18 protein-coding genes are annotated in these 18,558 nt (G+C 38.0%); 12 read left to right on the top strand and 6 right to left on the bottom strand.

The genetic code is table 11. The features are described from left to right. Positions 1-15 precede the first annotated feature (15 nt). A complete protein-coding gene (gene lpxK, locus Q0948_RS03505; protein WP_298347687.1) occupies positions 16-1,035 on the top strand; it encodes a tetraacyldisaccharide 4'-kinase in 1,020 nt (339 codons plus the stop codon). Positions 1,036-1,072: 37 nt separating this feature from the next. Here lpxK and Q0948_RS03500 read toward each other — a convergent pair whose 3' ends face one another. From Q0948_RS03500 to Q0948_RS03485, 4 genes are all read right to left on the bottom strand, one after another. Next, positions 1,073-3,298: a response regulator gene (locus Q0948_RS03500; protein ID WP_298347689.1), complete on the bottom strand. Its 2,226-nt coding sequence runs from the start codon at positions 3,296-3,298 to the stop codon at positions 1,073-1,075. Positions 3,299-3,331: 33 nt separating this feature from the next. Beyond that, on the bottom strand, positions 3,332-4,333 hold the full coding sequence (gene gap, locus Q0948_RS03495) for a type I glyceraldehyde-3-phosphate dehydrogenase (RefSeq protein ID WP_298347691.1): 1,002 nt from the start codon (positions 4,331-4,333) through the stop codon (positions 3,332-3,334). Between the two features lie 4 nt (positions 4,334-4,337). After that, on the bottom strand, positions 4,338-5,213 hold the full coding sequence (gene lipA / locus Q0948_RS03490) for a lipoyl synthase (RefSeq protein WP_298347693.1): 876 nt from the start codon (positions 5,211-5,213) through the stop codon (positions 4,338-4,340). A gap of 73 nt (positions 5,214-5,286) precedes the next feature. Continuing rightward, positions 5,287-6,018, bottom strand: coding sequence for a biotin--[acetyl-CoA-carboxylase] ligase (locus Q0948_RS03485; RefSeq protein ID WP_298347694.1), 732 nt, complete (start codon positions 6,016-6,018; stop codon positions 5,287-5,289). Between the two features lie 83 nt (positions 6,019-6,101). Here Q0948_RS03485 and rsfS point away from each other — a divergent pair, with 83 nt between their 5' ends. The 6 genes from rsfS to Q0948_RS03455 all read left to right on the top strand — a co-directional run bounded on the left by rsfS (position 6,102) and on the right by Q0948_RS03455 (position 10,873). Beyond that, positions 6,102-6,473, top strand: coding sequence for a ribosome silencing factor (rsfS, locus tag Q0948_RS03480; RefSeq protein ID WP_035325363.1), 372 nt, complete (start codon positions 6,102-6,104; stop codon positions 6,471-6,473). Positions 6,474-6,483: 10 nt separating this feature from the next. Continuing rightward, entirely contained in the window at positions 6,484-8,439 is a 1,956-nt protein-coding gene (gene ftsH, locus Q0948_RS03475) for an ATP-dependent zinc metalloprotease FtsH (RefSeq protein ID WP_298347697.1), read from the top strand. 114 nt (positions 8,440-8,553) lie between these two features. Continuing rightward, entirely contained in the window at positions 8,554-9,168 is a 615-nt protein-coding gene (locus Q0948_RS03470) for an LUD domain-containing protein (protein WP_298347699.1), read from the top strand. A gap of 1 nt (position 9,169) precedes the next feature. Continuing rightward, the gene (locus Q0948_RS03465; protein ID WP_298347701.1) at positions 9,170-9,973 is read left to right on the top strand and encodes a phosphatidate cytidylyltransferase; all 804 of its coding nucleotides are present in this window, start codon (positions 9,170-9,172) and stop codon (positions 9,971-9,973) included. Then, entirely contained in the window at positions 9,963-10,613 is a 651-nt protein-coding gene (locus Q0948_RS03460; RefSeq protein ID WP_298347703.1) for a phosphatidylserine decarboxylase family protein, read from the top strand. Before Q0948_RS03465 ends, Q0948_RS03460 begins: the two co-directional genes overlap by 11 nt. Beyond that, entirely contained in the window at positions 10,613-10,873 is a 261-nt protein-coding gene (locus Q0948_RS03455) for an acyl-CoA-binding protein (RefSeq protein WP_021778295.1), read from the top strand. Before Q0948_RS03460 ends, Q0948_RS03455 begins: the two co-directional genes overlap by 1 nt. 74 nt (positions 10,874-10,947) lie before the next feature. On the opposite strand, the gene Q0948_RS03450 is transcribed toward Q0948_RS03455, so the two are convergent. Continuing rightward, positions 10,948-13,581, bottom strand: a complete 2,634-nt coding sequence (locus Q0948_RS03450; protein WP_298347706.1) for a valine--tRNA ligase — start codon at positions 13,579-13,581, stop codon at positions 10,948-10,950. A gap of 180 nt (positions 13,582-13,761) precedes the next feature. On the opposite strand from Q0948_RS03450, the gene Q0948_RS03445 reads away from it, so the two are divergent. The 3 genes from Q0948_RS03445 to murB all read left to right on the top strand — a co-directional run bounded on the left by Q0948_RS03445 (position 13,762) and on the right by murB (position 16,493). Continuing rightward, positions 13,762-14,148, top strand: a complete 387-nt coding sequence (locus Q0948_RS03445) for a DUF1573 domain-containing protein (RefSeq protein WP_298347708.1) — start codon at positions 13,762-13,764, stop codon at positions 14,146-14,148. A gap of 135 nt (positions 14,149-14,283) precedes the next feature. Then, positions 14,284-15,474, top strand: a complete 1,191-nt coding sequence (locus tag Q0948_RS03440; protein WP_298347710.1) for a pyridoxal phosphate-dependent aminotransferase — start codon at positions 14,284-14,286, stop codon at positions 15,472-15,474. Beyond that, positions 15,474-16,493, top strand: a complete 1,020-nt coding sequence (murB, locus tag Q0948_RS03435) for a UDP-N-acetylmuramate dehydrogenase (RefSeq protein ID WP_298347712.1) — start codon at positions 15,474-15,476, stop codon at positions 16,491-16,493. The genes Q0948_RS03440 and murB overlap by 1 nt, the downstream gene beginning before the upstream one ends. A 63-nt stretch (positions 16,494-16,556) precedes the next feature. Here murB and Q0948_RS03430 read toward each other — a convergent pair whose 3' ends face one another. Then, positions 16,557-17,069, bottom strand: coding sequence for a fasciclin domain-containing protein (locus tag Q0948_RS03430; protein WP_298347714.1), 513 nt, complete (start codon positions 17,067-17,069; stop codon positions 16,557-16,559). 123 nt (positions 17,070-17,192) lie between these two features. On the opposite strand from Q0948_RS03430, the gene Q0948_RS03425 reads away from it, so the two are divergent. Next, the gene (locus Q0948_RS03425) at positions 17,193-17,747 is read left to right on the top strand and encodes a sigma-70 family RNA polymerase sigma factor (RefSeq protein WP_021778301.1); all 555 of its coding nucleotides are present in this window, start codon (positions 17,193-17,195) and stop codon (positions 17,745-17,747) included. Continuing rightward, positions 17,744-18,529, top strand: a complete 786-nt coding sequence (locus Q0948_RS03420; protein ID WP_298347718.1) for an anti-sigma factor — start codon at positions 17,744-17,746, stop codon at positions 18,527-18,529. Before Q0948_RS03425 ends, Q0948_RS03420 begins: the two co-directional genes overlap by 4 nt. Positions 18,530-18,558: the final 29 nt, after the last annotated feature.

The raw sequence follows: 18,558 nt of genomic DNA, 5'->3' as shown, positions 1-18,558 counted from the left end.
TGATACCTTCGTTTTATGAGAAAACTGCGTCTCTTGTTGTTTCCCTTTGCGGGAGTATATTATTTGGTTACGCTTACGCGAAATAAACTCTTTGATGCTGGAATTTTAGCTTCAAAGCAGTATGATGTTCCGGTAATTTGCATCGGAAATTTAAGCGTGGGTGGTACAGGAAAATCTCCAATGACCGAGTATGTCACGAGACTTCTCAAAAATAATTATAAGATAGCGACCCTTAGTCGTGGCTATGGTCGTACCACAAAAGGCTATAAAGATGTAGCAGCAACGAGTCTAGCTGCAGAGGTAGGGGATGAGCCGCTTCAGTTTGCTCAAAAATTTACTGATATTGACGTAGCTGTTTGTGAAAACAGGCAAGTGGGCATTGCTACTTTATTAAATAAAAAACAGACTCCAGAGGTGATAATTCTTGATGATGCATACCAGCACAGAAAGGTTACGCCAGGTTTTACAGTATTGCTTACGGCTTACAACGATTTATATAGCAACGACTATTTACTGCCTGCGGGTAATCTTAGAGAGCCTAGATCTGGTTCTCAAAGAGCAGATGTAATTATAGTTACAAAATGCCCTGTATTTTTAAGTAAGGAAGAGCAACATAAAATAAAGAGTAATCTCCAGCCTACTGAAAGACAACAAGTCTTCTTTGCAAAAATCGCATATGATGATTGCGTTTATAGTGATAGCGGCAGCGCTCAGTTACATAGTTTAAAAGTGCATAATGTGACACTCATAACTGGTATTGCAAACCCAAAACCGCTAGCAGATTATCTCTCTAGCGACGGTTTGTCTTTTGAGCATAAGCCATATGGTGATCATCACAACTTTTCTTCCTCAGAGATTGCAGAGTTAGAAAAGCTGGATTGTATATTAACTACAGAGAAGGATTACGTAAGGTTGCGCCCACAACTTAAGATGAAGCATTTGTATTACTTACCCATAAAAGTCGAGTTTCTGTCAGATGCTCAAGTGTTTGATAAGAAGCTTCTAGATTATGTGGCTTCTTTTAAAGAGGAATAAGAGGGGTAGTCACGCTTTCGCGAAAGCGTACAATAGTCTAGTTTAAAACTTTACTGTTTCTAAGGCCATTATGAATTTTCTGAAAGAATTCTTCAACCTTATACGGTTTAGGAATAATATCATTAAATCCTACCGCATAAAAATCATCAATATTTTCATCTATTGTCACTGCAGTAAGTGCAAGTATAGGAATGTCTTTGTTAAAACTGCGTATTTGTTCTGTAGCTTCCATACCGCTTATACCTGGCATATGGATGTCCATAAGTATAAGGTCATATTTCTCTGTTCTCGCTTTTTCTACTGCTATTTCTCCATTATCTGCAGTGTCACAAGACATCTTGTTTTTTTCAAGAATCTTACGAGTAATCATCTGGTTAATCTTGTTGTCTTCAACCACAAGAATATGACGGTTTTCTAAAGCAACATAATCTATATCATAAATGATATTGTGCGGGTTGTCTTCACCAGGAAGAGCCTGCGTTAAGTTATACTTAAGGTCAAATTTAAAAGTTGTTCCTTTTCCGAGCGTACTGTCTAGTGATATTTTACTGTTAAGTAAGTCTAGTAGATTTTTTACAATAGATAGCCCTAAACCTGTACCTCCAAATTTTCTGTTTATGGCAACAGATCCTTGAGTGAAGTTCTGGAAAATGGTTTTTTGTTTCTTTTTAGAAATACCTTCACCATTATCTTCTATCTCAAAATGCAACTGTATGTCTGAGTCTCCCTGTGTTATCTTTTGTACTCGTATCCATACGTCTCCATCGCGTGTAAATTTTATGGCATTACCTACTAGGTTTATCAGTATTTGCGAGATCATAAGAGGGTCGCCTAGTACTTCTAGAGGAATATCATTATCTATTTCAAGGTGGAGTTTGTTTCCTTTATCTCTAGCAGACTTCCCTAATGCAAAAAGTACGTCTTCTATGCGCTTCTTAAGATTAAAGCTCGTTTCTTCTACTTCTACTTTGTTTGCTTCTAGTTTGTTAAGGTCGAGTATGTTGTTTATTAATGATAATAAATACTCTCCAGAAAACTTGAGTGAGTCAAGGTGTTTTTTCTGCTCTTCTGTAGGGTTTTCTGATAGTAATAGGTGGGTGAGACCTGTTACCGCATACATAGGTGTACGTAGCTCGTGAGTAATGGTAGATAAAAATTGAGCTTTTACTGTAGATGCTTTTTCGGCATTATCTCTAGCAATAACAAGCTCGACATTTTTTGCTTGGAGCAACTCATTTGCTTTTGCTCTTAAGTTGTTGTTTTTATAAAGTGATAATGTGAGAAGTGCTAGAATAGAACATAGCGCAATACTCAGCACTAGTGTTAATCGCATTGCTTTAGAGTTGCGATCTTTCTCAATAAGAATATCTTTTTCTAGTTGAGATACCATTGCGTCTAGCTGCTTAGTAGGTCCTTTAGGAAGCCCTTGCTTAGAAGTCGCATTTGCGGTCTCATTTATAGAAGAATAGTACATCGTAAGGTAGTCATTTGCTTCCTTGTAATTTCCTCTTGCCTGTGCAATAAGATGTTTAGTCTTATATAAAGTGTTTGTAATGTTAGGTAGATCCTTTCCGCTTGCAAAGTTTTCTACCTCAAGTAAAGCTTCATCTGCTTCTTCAAGTCTTCCTATACTAGCTAGACTTACAGACTTATTGCTTAAGGATTGTATTTTTAAGTATTCATTATCTGCATCTATTGCAAATGCTATGCTCTGGTCGTATTCTTGAATAGCATCTATGTGGTTGCCGCTAGATTGTAAAATGTCGCCTTTGAGATTATATAGTTGAGATTTAAGATCATCTCTCTTACTATTTTCTAAAGCGTTAAGTCCTTTGTTAATATTGAGATTAGCCTGTTGCTTATTTCCATTTACTAAGGATAGTTGAGTTGCTGTGACATAACTCTGCCCTAATAAGTCTGGACTGTTTGCTTCTGTTTGGGCCTTAAGGGCTCTTTCATTTTCTTTTTGAGCACTTTCATAATCATCAAGCTCAAAATATAATTTTGCAAGGGTTCCAGATGTGAGTCCTACTCTTTTTGTATGGTCTATATCTATAGCAAGGTCTCTAGAATAGTTTAGAATATTTATGGCTTCTTCATAATCACTTTCAGAAACAGCAATTACCGCCCTGTTAAGAAGCGAGTCTATCTTATTGTTTACAAGTGTTTCCTTAATAGTTTCCCGTTTTTGGGCCACGCTTATCGAAGGATAAGTAAGGAGTAATGCAAAAAAGAAACGTACTAAGAGTACATTTACATTCATAGTTTTATTCTAAAAATCTTTCTGCAAGATAAATTATTTTGTAGAAATGTAAAGTATTAAGTCAACTAATCTGCTCGAATATCCCATTTCATTATCATACCAGCCTATTATTTTAACCATCTTTCCTATCACAGAGGTCATCTGAGAGTCAAAAGTGCAGGAGCTTTTGTTTCCTACGATATCAATAGATACTATGGGATCTTCTGTATATGATAAAATGCCTTTAAGTCTGCCGTTTGCAGCTGTCTTCATAGCATCATTAACTTCTTTAATAGTGGTATCTTTTTTTACATTAAAAGTGATATCTGTAAGTGACCCATTAGGTACAGGTACACGTATACCACAACCGCCTATTACGTCAGATAGATGAGGGAAGATGCTTGTAAGTGCCTTTGCAGCTCCTGTTGTGGTAGGTACAATGCTCTGTCCTGCTGCGCGAGCTCTCCTTAAATCTCTATGCGGTTGGTCGTGTAAGCTTTGATCTGTTGTGTAAGAGTGTATTGTGGTAATGTAAGCCTGCTCGACACCACATAAGTCATCTATAATCTGCACCATAGGAGCAGCATTATTTGTTGTGCAAGAGGCGTTAGATATTATGGTGTCTGTTGTTTTTATATCTTGATGGTTTACTCCCATCACTATCATAGGTATATCTTCATCTACAGGAGGAACACTCAATATAACACGAGTAGCACCCGCGGTAATGTGTTTCTGTAGGTCCTCTCTTTCTTTAAATTTTCCAGTACTTTCAATAACAATGTCTGGCGAGGTGTTTCTCCAGGGTATATTGCTTATATCTCTCTCGTTATATAATGGTATTTCCTTACTGTCTATATGTATAGAGCTTTGTCCAGCACTTATCTCTTTATGTAGTACACCGTGTATGCTATCGTATTTGAGTAAGTGAGAAAGCGTTTTTGCATCTGCAATATCATTTATTGCAACTACTTCCATATCTGGATGTTGCTCTATGAGTCTAAAAACAGTTCTTCCTATACGTCCAAAACCGTTTATAGCAATTTTAAGCTTTGACATAAATCTAGGTAAGGTGTTTCTGAGCCTTGTATGATGAGCGCACTAAAGCACCACTCTCTACGTGACGGAATCCCATCTCTAGACCTATTTTTTCGTATTTCTGAAACTGGTCTGGAGTAATAAATTGCTTTACTGGGAGGTGTTTTTTTGAAGGTTGAAGATATTGACCTATGGTTACAATATCAAGATTTACAGCACGCAGGTCTTTGAGTGTTTGTATCACCTCTTCTTCAGTTTCTCCTAGGCCTAGCATAATACCAGACTTAGTTCTTTTTATGCCACTATCTTTAAGATATTTTAATACACCTAGACTGCGCTCATATTTGGCCTGTATACGTACCTCACGTGTAAGACGTTTTACCGTCTCCATATTATGTGACACCACCTCTGGAGCTACTTGCACAATTCTGTCAAGTAAATCTTCTCTTCCTTGAAAATCTGGAATTAAAGTCTCAAGTGTTGTGTTAGGGTTCATACGTCTTATAGCCTGCACAGTTTCTGCCCAGATTATGGTACCCATATCTTTTATATCATCACGGTCTACAGACGTAATTACCGCGTGTTTGATGTCCATAAGTTTTATAGAACGAGCCACTTTTTCTGGCTCTTCCCAATCTACTTGCTCTGGTCTTCCAGTTTTTACACCACAAAAACCACAAGAGCGTGTACATACATTACCTAAAATCATAAAGGTCGCGGTACCCTCACTCCAGCACTCACCCATATTTGGGCAGCTTCCAGATGTACAAATGGTATTAAGACTGTATTTATCTACAAGACTACGTAGATCTGTATATTTCTTACCTGTAGGGAGTTTTACTCGTAGCCATTTTGGCTTTGCAACTCGCTCTGGTTTTCTAATTGTTAGTTCTTCTTGCATAGCATTTTTTCAAGCGTTACAAAGATAGTAAATAAAGAAATGAGAGGTGTTACGCTTTCGCGAAAGCGCAATACTAATACAGTAACTGTATTTCTTTTAAATCATACTCATTTACAACTTCATCTTCTTGGAGTAAAATTAACTTACCGGTCTCAGAAACTCCTTTTATGATACCGACAAATTGTGTGCCATCTGAAGCTATAAATGTAGCAGGTTTGTCTTTTTTGAAGAGATGTGCCTCGTAGTCCCTTTTTATAGTTTCAAATTCTCCTTTTATGAGTAAATCTACATAATGGTGAAACTGGGTGAGGAGCATAGATAAGATTTCTTCTAGATCAAAGTGTATCCCAGTTCTTGCTTTTATGCTGGTTGCTCTAGGCGTGTCTTTCCATTCGGTTTGATTTACATTAAGACCCACACCTAGAATCATAGCATCTAGTTTTCCTCTTTTTATGACACTCTCTATGAGAATACCACATATTTTGTCGTTATCTGTCAATATGTCGTTAGGCCACTTGACACGTACATTTTTAATCAAAAGTTTTGAAAGCACATCTTTTACAGCTAGTGAAGCTGCCATAAGTGCATAAAATTGCTCACTTATTGTAATGCGCTTTACTTTTCTAAAAACGCTGAAGGTTAGGTTTTTACCGCTTTCTGCGCTCCAGGTGGTGCCCATTTGGCCTCTTCCGGCAGTTTGCTCAAGCGCCCATACCACGATGTCTTCTTGCGCATCTTCTTCTTTAGAAATACGTTTGAGGTAACTGTTTGTAGAGTCGATGGTATGGAGTTTGTCTATGCGCATATGGAAAACACCTAGTCTAAACTTGTGTTAAGACCGCAGAGTAATGTAAATTTGTAATAACTTTGTGTAAATTAAAGAATTTAATGGCAAATAAGGAAAAGAACACAGATCAATTGATAGCGAAAATTGTTGAGGGAATTGAAGATGTGAAAGGTCAAAATATTGATATACTAGATCTTAGAGAGATAGAAAATACGGTTTGTGATTATTTTATCATTTGTGACGGTACTTCAAACACGCAAGTAGGGGCGATAGTAAGCTCTATACAAAAAACTGCAAGTAAAGCCCTGCAAGAAAAAGCGTGGCACATAGAGGGTACAGAAAACCAAGAGTGGGTACTTATGGATTACGTAAACGTAGTTGTGCACGTATTTCAAAAACACATTCGTGAGTTTTATGATATAGAAAGCCTCTGGGGAGATGCAAAGATTACTTCAATCCCATCCAATTACTAAAAATTATTAAATGGCTAAAGAAGAAAAGAAAAATAGCGGCACGCCGCCAAATAAACCTAAATTTAGTTCATACTGGATTTATGGTCTTATCGTAGTGATTTTTATTGCTATAAGTATGCTTACAGGTAGCACTGGTATAGGTGAGGCAAAAAAGACATCTTTATATCAATTTGAGCAATACCTACAAGATGGTGATGTAGAGCGTGTAGAAATTGTAAATAAAAATTCTGTAAAAGTTTATTTAACTAAGGAAGCAGAGTCTAAAGAAGTTCATAACAAAGGGCGTGGTACTGGATTCTTTAAGCCAGCAGCAGGAGCGCCAGACTATCGCTTTGAGATAGGGGATCTTCAAAACTTTGAAAATGATATAAATGAGATTATAGATACAAACAGTCTTGATACACGTGTGTCATACGAGACTGAGGGAGATATGTGGGGTTTACTTGCTAGCTTCTTACCATTTATCTTAATCATTGGGTTGTGGATTTTCATTATGCGTCGTATGTCTTCTGGAGGAGGAGGAGGCCCAGGAGGTCAAATCTTTAACATAGGGAAGTCTAAGGCAAAACTCTTTGATGAGAAAACAGATATTAAAACTACATTTAAGGATGTAGCAGGTCTTGAAGGTGCAAAAGAAGAAATACAAGAGATTGTAGATTTCTTAAAAAATCCAGAAAAGTATACAAGCTTAGGTGGTAAAATTCCTAAAGGAGCATTGCTTGTAGGGCAACCAGGTACTGGTAAGACTTTGCTGGCAAAAGCAGTAGCAGGAGAGGCAAAAGTGCCATTTTTCTCACTATCAGGTTCTGACTTTGTAGAGATGTTTGTAGGTGTAGGGGCATCACGTGTACGTGATCTCTTTAAACAAGCCAAAGAAAAATCACCAGCTATTATTTTTATAGATGAGATAGATGCAATAGGTCGTGCTCGTGGAAAGAATAATTTTTCTGGAGGTAATGATGAGCGTGAGAACACACTTAACCAACTTCTTACTGAGATGGACGGTTTTGGTACAAACACAAATGTGATTGTACTCGCTGCAACAAACAGGGCGGATGTATTAGATAAAGCACTTATGCGTGCAGGTCGTTTTGATAGACAGATTTATGTAGATCTTCCAGATGTACGTGAGCGTAAAGAAATTTTTGAAGTACACCTTCGTCCACTCAAAAAGGTTGATGAAGAGCTTGATGTAGATTTTCTTGCAAAGCAAACACCAGGTTTCTCTGGTGCAGATATTGCAAATATGTGTAACGAGGCAGCACTTATCGCTGCTCGTAAAAGCAAGAAGGCAGTAGGTAAACAAGACTTCTTAGATGCAGTAGATCGTATTGTAGGTGGTCTCGAGAAGAAAAATAAAATAATCACTCCAGATGAGAAACGTGCTATTGCATTTCACGAAGCTGGACACGCAACAGTGAGCTGGATGCTTGAGCACGCAGCGCCGCTTGTAAAAGTGACAATTGTCCCTAGAGGGCAATCTCTTGGAGCAGCTTGGTATCTTCCAGAAGAGCGCTTAATCGTACGTCCAGAGCAAATGCTAGATGAGATGTGTGCAGCTTTAGGTGGTCGTGCAGCAGAAAAAGTGATTTTTAATAAAATATCTACTGGTGCTCTTAGTGATCTTGAAAAAGTTACAAAGCAAGCCAGAATGATGGTGACAGTTTACGGTCTTAATGATAAAGTAGGTAACCTTACTTATTACGATTCTACTGGGCAGTCTGATAATGGGTTTACAAAACCATATAGTGAGCAAACAGCAGAGCTTATTGATAAAGAAATCTCAAATATTATAGAGGAACAATATCAACGCGCTATAGACCTGCTTACAAATGAAAAGGACAAACTCACTCAATTAGCAGAGTTATTGCTAGAAAAAGAGGTAATCTTTAAGGATAATCTTGAAGATATTTTTGGAGAACGCCCTTTCGGGAAAATAGAAGACGAAGTAGAACCTGTAGTTTAAAGAGCTAGACACGTTCTTTAACTATAAAAGTCAAAAAATCTTGATTGCGCCAAAGGTTCAGTCAAGATTTTTTATATTTGACTATTACACCAAAAGAGTTGAGAAAACCTATAGATGAGTCTATTTAGAAAAATCTTCGGAAGTACATCAAACGTTGACAACCCCCGTCAGAATAAAGAAGAGGAAGCGCGCAGTAAGTATATGCCAGACATAGACACTCCTGCAGACGAGCGTTTTACAAAAAACTTTATTCTTAACGGAGGGCGATTTTTGTATGCACTTAATAGAGAGGAGATTAATGATAATTTTGACAATATTCTTTTAGAAAACGATTGGTATGAAAGTAATGTCTTTTGTACAGATAGTAATTTAAAGAAAGCTTTTGGTGGTTATAATTTGGATTTTGGTACAGATAGAGAGGCTTCATTCTTCTTGACCACTTGCGAGAGTTTAGTGGCAAATGATGGTTCTTTATTAGTTTGTTCAAAACAACTTAAAGAACTTAAACTCCACGATTTGCCAAAAGATGTAATCGTCTTTGGAACAACTAGCCAGATTGTAAATACTATAGGTGAAGGATTACGCCTCATAAAAAACAGAAATGCAGGAGGTATACCTACTAATATCACTACTATCAAAAACTTTCAGAGTAAAGGAAATGATAAGAATTTTATGACCTATGGTAGTAGTACAAAAAATGTATATCTACTCTTGCTAGAAGATCTTTAGTATGCGAGAAGTTTTAATCCGAGCGCTCTCAGGGCTACTTTATGTCACCCTGTTACTGTTAGCTATTTTTTCATTAGAAACCACCTATCTCCTAGTATTTTTAGGTTTGGGTGTAGTGGTGCTATTTGAGTTTTTAAAACTTGTGGGTATTAAGTCATTGTTGTCATATGTTTTTCTTTTTGCTTGTGTAGCTGTCTTTTGTTATTTCAAACTAGATAGGCTCGCAACACTTATATTTTTAGCGCTTACTATCACAGTTAACTTATACCTCATTAAAAACCTTATACGCCCATCAGAGCGTTATATTACGGTTTCTCAGAAGTATGCTTACACTATATTTTATATCGTGGGTGGTGTGGTTTTTACCATATTATTACCGTCGTATAGAGGAGAGTATACGTCACTTCTTGTGGCAAGCGTTTTTGCTTTAATCTGGATAAACGATACCTTTGCATTTATTGTGGGTAAGAGTATTGGTAAGCACAAACTCTTAGAGCGCATATCACCTAAAAAGACTATAGAGGGATTTGTAGGTGGTCTTGTGTTTTGCTGCTTAGCGAGTTTGTTATTTTATTATTTTACAGACTTACTAAGTTTAAAGTTGTGGATTACTATTGCTCTAGTGACTTCGGTTTTTGGAACCTTAGGAGATTTGATACAATCACAGCTTAAGCGTCAGGCTGGAGTGAAGGATAGTGGTCGTATTATGCCTGGCCACGGAGGATTATATGATAGGTTAGATAGTATCATATTTGCAGCACCATTTTTATACTTATTTTTAATTGTACTTGATTATGTTCCATAAAGAAGGATATAAGATTATTGTAATAGCATTAGTGATTTTTACAGGCCTTATCTTGCTTGCAAATAAGTTTCTTGAGAAGAACTGGTTATTTTATATAATAGCTTTAGTGCTCGGAGTATTGTTATATCTTATACTTCAGTTTTTTAGAAATCCAGATCGTACAGCGCCTTTAGATTCTAATGTAATCACATCACCAGTAGATGGTAAGGTGGTTGTAATAGAAGAGGTGTATGAAGCAGAATACTTCAAGGATAAACGTCTTCAAGTCTCTGTGTTTATGTCGCCGCTTAATGTGCACGTTACACGATACCCATCTGGAGGAAAGATTGCATATAGTAAATACCACCCAGGAAAATATCTTGTAGCCTGGCACCCTAAATCTAGTACAGAAAATGAGCGTACAACCGTGGTGGTAAGTACAGAAAAGTTTGGTGATGTTCTTTATCGTCAGATTGCTGGTGCGCTAGCAAAGCGTATTATTAATTATGCAGAAGAAGGGCAAATGGTACAGCAAGGTGAAGATAGTGGGTTTATACGTTTTGGCTCTCGTGTAGATCTATATTTACCTATTGGGACAAAATTAGACGTAGAGCTTAATCAAGTAGTAAAAGGAGCGCAATCGGTAATAGCATCAATATAATGGATAAGAAGGTACTTCATAAAGAGTTTGAAGATGCCTTCCGTAGGGTGAGTAATTCTTCTCAAGAATTTCCGCCAGATGTATTGCTGCAGTTTTATGCGCTTTACAAACAAGCTACGCAAAAGAACACCTTTAGTCATAATGAAGGTGAACACGAGCTTGTGAGTGCTTTTAAAATCAACGCACTACTTCAGGTAAAGGGTATGACGGAAGATGAGGCAATGGAGGCTTATGTAGAAGCGGCAAAGAAGTATCTTTAACAAGAAAAATAACATAAATAAAAAGGCGTCTAAATAATTTTAGACGCCTTTTTTATGTGATATATGTAAGTCTATTAAGACAAACTAGCCAGTCGCTTTTCTAGCGCTTCTATTTTTGCTTCGGCATCTGCCATCTTTTGTTTTTCGATAGCGACCACCTTCTCTGGTGCGTTGCTTACAAAGCGCTCATTAGATAGCTTTTTTGAAACTGACATTAAGAATCCTTTTGTGTATTTAAGTTCTTCCTCAATTTTTGCAACTTCGGCTTCTACGTCAATAGCTCCCGCAAGAGGTATGAAGTACTCATTAGATTTTACTCTAAAAGATAGTGCTCCGTCTAGTGGCGCTTTCGCGAAAGCGATCTCACTCACATTACCTAGTTTTGAGATGATACTATTGTAATCACTAGAAACTTCTTCATTGCTTAGAACGTGCACTTCTATAGCGTCTTTAAAAGCGATGTTTTTACTTTTTCTAATAGTTCGTATACCTGAAATCACTTGTGAGGCGTAGTCAAAATCTGCAATAATTTTTTCATTTACCGCACCACCTTCTGGCCATTTATTGATAATCAAAGCCTCTTCTGGAGTACGCGTAGCAATCGTCTGCCAGATCTCTTCAGATGCAAATGGGATAAATGGGTGAAGTATGCGTAGGTTATTTTCAAAAGCTGCAATTACCGCATCGTAGGTCTTACGATCTATAGGTTGCTGGTATGCTGGTTTTATAATCTCTAGTAACCACCCGCAGAAGTCGTTCCATACCACTTTGTAACTCGCCATAAGCGCGTCTGAGATACGGTACTTTGAGAAGTGATCTTCTATCTCTAGAAGTGTTTGGTTAAAACGGTTTGTATACCACTCAATACCTTGCGCACTATGTGCTGGTTGTGGGATAGTCTCGTCTATCTCCCATCCTTGTATGAGGCTAAAGGCGCTCAAGTTTTTCTTGATAAATCCTTTTCCTTGTTTAAGAAGATCTTCGTCAAACATAAGGTCGTTACCGGCAGCACTACTTAATAATAGTCCTACGCGCACACCATCTGCTCCATATTCTTTAATGAGTTCTAGTGCATCTGGTGAGTTACCTAGTGACTTAGACATCTTGCGACGCTGCTTGTCACGTACTAAACCTGTGAGGTAAACATTTTGGAAAGGTCTTTTATCTGTGTACTCATATCCCGCTATGATCATACGCGCTACCCAGAAGAATAAAATATCTGGTCCCGTCACAAGATCATTAGTAGGGTAGTAGTAGTTAAACTCCTCGTTATCTGGATTACGCACTCCGTCAAAAACACTCATAGGCCATAACCAAGAGCTGAACCAAGTGTCCATAGCATCTTCGTCTTGGCGTAAATCTTCGGCAGTGAGGGAATCGTTTCCGGTACGCTTTCGCGAAAGCGTAACAGCATCCTCAATAGATTCGGCAACTACAAAATCTTCCTTTCCTTCTCCATAGAAGTAAGCAGGAATTTGCTGTCCCCACCATAACTGGCGAGAAATGTTCCAGTCACGTATGTTTTCCATCCAGTGACGGTAGGTGTTTTCAAACTTCTTAGGAAATAACTTTACATCTCCTGTCTCAAGTACGGCTTTTATGGCAGGCTTTACAAGCTCTTCCATTTTAAGGAACCACTGGTCAGATAGTCTAGGCTCTATTACTGCCTTTGTACGCTCAGATGTTCCTACTTTATTAATGTGGTTTTCTGTCTTTACTAGAGCACCCAGTTCTTCAAGTTCTTTTTTTATAGCCTTGCGCACTACAAAACGATCTTGACCTTCATAGTGAAGCCCAAAACTGTTAAGAGAAGCGTCATCATTAAAGATGTCTATCACTTCTAGCTTATGCTTGTCACCAAGCATCTTGTCATTCTCATCGTGTGCTGGTGTTACCTTAAGGCAACCTGTACCAAACTCAAGATCTACATACTCATCTTCTATAATAGGAATCACGCGACCACTTATAGGTACAATGGCTTTCTTCCCTTTAAGATGTGTGAATCGCTCGTCATTTGGGTTAATACAAATCGCTGTATCGCCAAAAATAGTCTCTGGTCTTGTAGTTGCTATTGTTAATAACTCCTCAGATCCTTCTAGTTTATAATTTATGTAATAGAGTAAGCCTTGTCGCTCTTCGTGTATTACCTCCTCGTCAGAAAGCGTGGTTTTTGCTTCTGGATCCCAGTTTACCATACGGTAACCGCGATATATCAATCCTTTATTATAAAGATCTACAAATGTTTTTATAACAGACTCAGACATTGCTGGGTCCATAGTAAAGGCTGTGCGCTCCCAGTCGCAAGAGGCTCCTAGTTTTTTAAGTTGGTCAAGTATAACGCCACCATATTCTTCTTTCCACTCCCAGGCGTGGGCAAGAAATTCCTCCCGAGTAAGGTCAGATTTTTTGATGCCTTGCTCTTTAAGTCTTGCAACTACCTTTGCCTCTGTAGCAATAGATGCGTGGTCTGTACCAGGTACCCAGCACGCATTTTTACCTAGTAATCTTGCACGACGTATTAATACGTCTTGTATCGTGTTGTTAAGCATATGTCCCATATGTAAGACACCTGTCACGTTAGGAGGTGGGATTACAATGGTGTATGGTTCTCTATCATCTGGTATAGAATGGAAATAATTATGCTCCATCCAGTAGCTGTACCACTTATCTTCTACCTGTGTAGAATCATATTTTGACGCTATGCTCATAGTTTGGTCTGATTATTGTCTTATAGATAGCAAAAGTAGGGATAACAGTAGGATTAATATATAGTCTACGTGCTATTTTTGGCACATATGTACGTTATCGTCACGTGTTAATGTTAATATCATTTTTTGGCAGGCAGGTATTTTGTGACTACATTTGAATTCCCTCAAATATTTAAAATTATGAAAAAGGTACTATTTTTATTTGTCGCTATGCTTCTAGTAGTAAGCGTTCAAGCACAAGAGAAAAGAGCTGAAATCACTTTTGATTCAGAAGTTATAGATTATGGTGAAATAGACTATGGTGCAGACGGTGTGCGTAAGTTTACGTTTACAAATACAGGAGATGATGTACTTATCGTAGCAAGAGTATATTCTACTTGCGGTTGTACAATACCTAAAAAACCTGAAAGTCCTATTCAGCCAGGAGAAAAAGGTGAGATAGAAGTAAAGTATGACACAAAACGAGAAGGGCCTATTAGAAGAACTATAACAATATATTCTAATGCATCTGAGGTTCCACAAAGTCTTAAGATTAAAGGAACAGTAAAGCCAGAAGCTGGAGAGTAACATTACTTTAAACAAAGGAACTAAAGACCGTTTTATAGCGGTCTTTTTTTATGCGCTTTCGCGAAAGCAAAATACCCTCCTTCTAGTTTTAAAAACCACAATAATTTCCTCATTTTTGTATAAAAAAAATATTCAATGCCAGCAATATCAAAGAAGGGGCTCGCAATGCCTCAATCGCCTATACGTAAACTCGTACCTTTTGCAGAAGGAGCAAAGGCTAGAGGAATTAAAATTCACCAACTTAACATCGGCCAGCCAGATATCAAGACGCCACAAGTAGCGCTAGATGCCGTAAAGAATAATGATCTTGAAGTTTTAGCATATAGTCACAGTGCAGGATTTCAGTCTTATAGAGATAAGCTAGCTAGCTATTATAGCAACCACGGTATAGATGTCTCGTCTGAAGATATTATCATATCTACCGGAGGATCTGAAGCCTTATTATTTGCAATGGGATCTGTTACAGACCCAGGAGATGAGATTATAATACCAGAGCCTTTTTATGCAAACTACAACGGTTTTGCAACGGCGAGTGGTGTTAAGGTTGTACCTGTAATATCTACACTAGAAGAGGGATTTGCTTTGCCTCCTATATCAGACTTTGAGAAGTTAATCTCAGATAAAACAAAGGCTATCGTTATCTGTAACCCAGGTAACCCTACTGGATATTTATACTCAGAAGATGAGATACGCCAGCTTGCAGAGCTTGTAAAGAAACACGACCTATTCCTTATTGCAGATGAGGTATATCGTGAGTTTGCTTACGATGGTCACAAGCATCACTCAGTGATGAAGCAGCGTGATATAGATGCTCATACTATTATGATAGACTCTGTGTCAAAACGTTTCTCGATGTGTGGCGCTCGTATAGGATGTATCGTAAGTCGCAATAAAGAACTTATGAGCACAGCGATGAAGTTTGCACAAGCACGTTTAAGTCCTCCTACATTTGCACAAATCGCATCTGAGGCGGCATTAGACACACCTCAATCATACTTTGACGATGTAATAGAAGAGTATGTATCACGAAGAAATACACTTGTAGCAGGACTAGAAGCAATACCTGGAGTAAAAGTGGCAAAACCTAAAGGTGCCTTTTACTGTATTGCAGAGTTGCCTATAAAAAATGCAGATGCCTTTGCACAGTGGTTACTAGAGTCTTATGATCTAGATGGAAAAACCATTATGGTTGCACCAGCAGCAGGTTTTTACAGCAGTGATAATGTAGGTCTTAATCAAGTGAGAATTGCTTATGTGCTAGAAGAAAACCATCTTAAAGAGGCAGTTACTATTCTTAAAGCTGCTTTAGAACAATACCAAGATTAATGACAGTACAAGAAAACGTATCGCTTAAGGCATACAATACCTTTGGTATAGATGTAAACGCTCGCTTTTTTGCGAGCGTTTCTTCTGTACAGCAATTGCAAGAGTTGCTGGGAGATGCTAGATATCCTAATCCTTTTGTTATAGGCGGAGGGAGTAATATGTTACTCACACAAGATGTAAATAGACTTGTGATACATCTCGATATTAAAGGGGTATCACTTATAGATGATTCGTTTTCAAAAAATGAAGTACTTCTCAAAGTTGCTGGTGGCGAAAACTGGCACGAGTTTGTACTCTATTGTGTAGCACATAACCTAGGTGGCGTAGAAAACCTATCGCTTATCCCTGGTAATGTAGGTACATCACCAGTGCAAAATATAGGTGCCTACGGTGTAGAGCTTAAAGATACTTTTTATGAGTGCGAGGCTGTGCATAGAGACACTCAAGAGGTGAGGGTGTTTACGCTAGAAGATTGTGCTTTTGGCTATCGTGATTCGGTGTTTAAAAATGAGCTTAAAGATGCCTATGTTATCACCTCTGTCACCTTTAAACTCACAAAGAGTAATCATAATATAAATACTGACTACGGTGCTATTTTTGACACGCTTAAAGCGAAAGAAATCACAGCGCCTACATTAAAAGACGTGTCAGATGCTGTTATAGCCATCAGGCAGTCTAAGCTTCCAGATCCTAAGAAAATAGGGAATAGCGGTTCCTTCTTTAAGAATCCAGTGATCTCACAAGCGCAGTTTACTCAACTTAGAAAAGTGCATACAGAAATCCCTTATTATCCCATAGGCAATGAGCAAATTAAGGTGCCCGCTGGGTGGCTTATCGAGCAAGCAGGCTTTAAGGGGAAACGTTTTGGCGATGCTGGTATACACGATAGGCAGGCTCTAGTACTCGTAAATCACGGTAATGCTACAGGTCAAGAAGTGTGGGCAGTTGCAATGAAAGTACAAGCGGCCGTAGAGGACAAGTTTGGGATAAAGATTGTTCCAGAGGTGAATGTGATATAATTACGCTTTCGCGAAAGCGTAAAAAAAGCCCCACTCGCGTGAGGCCTCCAACTAAACTAAACTTTAGTTGCTAGGTTTTAGCACTGTATCTATCACGTGTATGATGCCATTTTTCCCATTTATATCGGTCTTAGTGAGAAGAGAAGTGTGACCCGTTGTATCTGTGATTACTATTTTATTATCCTTTAGGGTAGCCACGAGTTGCTGGCCATTTACTGTCTGTACTATAAAACTGCCATTTTCTACATTTATTTTATTTATTATTTCTGTCTCGGTTAGTGATCCGGCTATTACGTGATATGACAGAATAGATGCGAGCGTTGCTTTGTTTTCTGGGTTAAGAAGGGTGGCTATTTGTTTGGGAGGTAGTTTATCAAACGCTTCATTAGTAGGGGCAAATATGGTGTATGGTCCATCTTCTTTAAGTGTTGATACAAGCCCTGCAGCTTTTATGGCGGTAACGAGTGTTGTGTGGTCTGATGAGGTTACGATAATGTCTACAATGTCAGATTGTGCGTAGCTACTTATTGATAATGAGACAATTATAAGGAGCGTAATTTTTTTTAAGAACTGCATAATAAAGTGGGACTTGTTGAGTTTATTATAGAATCTTTTTCTATGTTAGATGTACGTACTAACTTTGACCATTGGATGAAAGTGTATTCCCAAAATTTCGTTAATTCTTAAAAACTACATTATTTGAAGACATTTGTTGAAAAACATATTGTAGATCTTCTTAAAACTGGAGATGAGCGAGCCATAGGGTTGTTATATGACCATTATGCGCCTGCGCTCTATGGTGTAGCTATAAAAGTGACACACGATGAGGAGCTTGCGCAAGATGTACTTCAAGAATCTTTTGTAAAAATCTGGAAAAACGCACATAAGTATGATGCAGACAAAGCGCGTCTATTTACGTGGCTTTTTAGGGTGGTCCAGAATACGGCTATAGACAAAGTGCGTAGCCGTAAAAGAAAAATGAATAAAGAAGTCCAAACAGACGATTCTAACGTATATCATTTACAGTCTACATCACTGGCTATAGAACATATGGATTTGCAAGAGCATACAGATGGGCTAGAAGATAAGTATCGTGTGGTGATAGATGCGTTGTTTTTTCAGGGTATGACCCAGCAAGAAGCAAGTGATGAGTTAAACATCCCGCTGGGAACCGTAAAGTCAAGATTAAAAATAGGCTTAAGGGAACTGCGTAAATTATTTGGAGTTTTATTTTTGATGATAAGTGTGTTATGAGTGATAGAGTGTCACAATTTTTAGAAAGCGATTTGTTGGAGCGTTACCTTATGGGAGCTACATCACCTATGGAGTCTCAAGAGGTTGAGTACTTTGTAGCAAAGTTTCCTGAGGTAAAAAATACTTATAATGAGCTACAAGAAAACTTAGAAAACTATGCAGCATCTTATGCTGTAGATGTGCCTGGTGATTTACGAGCAAAGATTTTAAAACAAACAAAGGCTAAGCCTAAAAGAGCGTTGCCACTACTAGCTATTGCAGCTTGTACCATAGCAACTCTTTTTGGACTTGTGGCAATGATGATTTATAATCAAAATCAAGAACTTCTAGAAGACAGAAAGTTTACGTCAAACTTGCTAGAAAATCTTAATGATGACATTGTTTCAAACAGGCAGATGTTGCAATCTGTAGAGGAGCAGTTTATGATACTTAATAACACAGCTACTCAAAAATATATTCTTAAAGGTAATAATAGAGCAAATAGACTAGAGGCTGTAGCTTATATTAATGAGCTAGAAAAAAGATCTTATGTACACGTAAATACACTACCAGAGCTTCCAGATGAGCAAGTGTACCAGATGTGGGCCTCTGTAGATGGTAAACTTGTACCTCTAGATATATTAAAAGTCACAAAAGATAACCTCGTAGAGATCCCTTATGAGGAGCGTATGGCAAGCATAAATGTCACTATAGAGCCTAAGGGAGGTAGTAAAGAAGCAACTAAGGCAAATGAGGTTGCTACCATTAAGTTTGATCAAGAACAGCAGATACCTATCCCGTAAAAAACTTTTACGTCCTACTTGATTTCTGT

Source organism: uncultured Dokdonia sp. (assembly GCF_947496725.1).
In the GTDB taxonomy this organism is placed as follows: Bacteria; Bacteroidota; Bacteroidia; order Flavobacteriales; family Flavobacteriaceae; genus Dokdonia.
The sequence above is the reverse complement of the archived record's forward strand: the minus strand, read 5'-3'. Positions and strand labels throughout refer to the sequence as shown.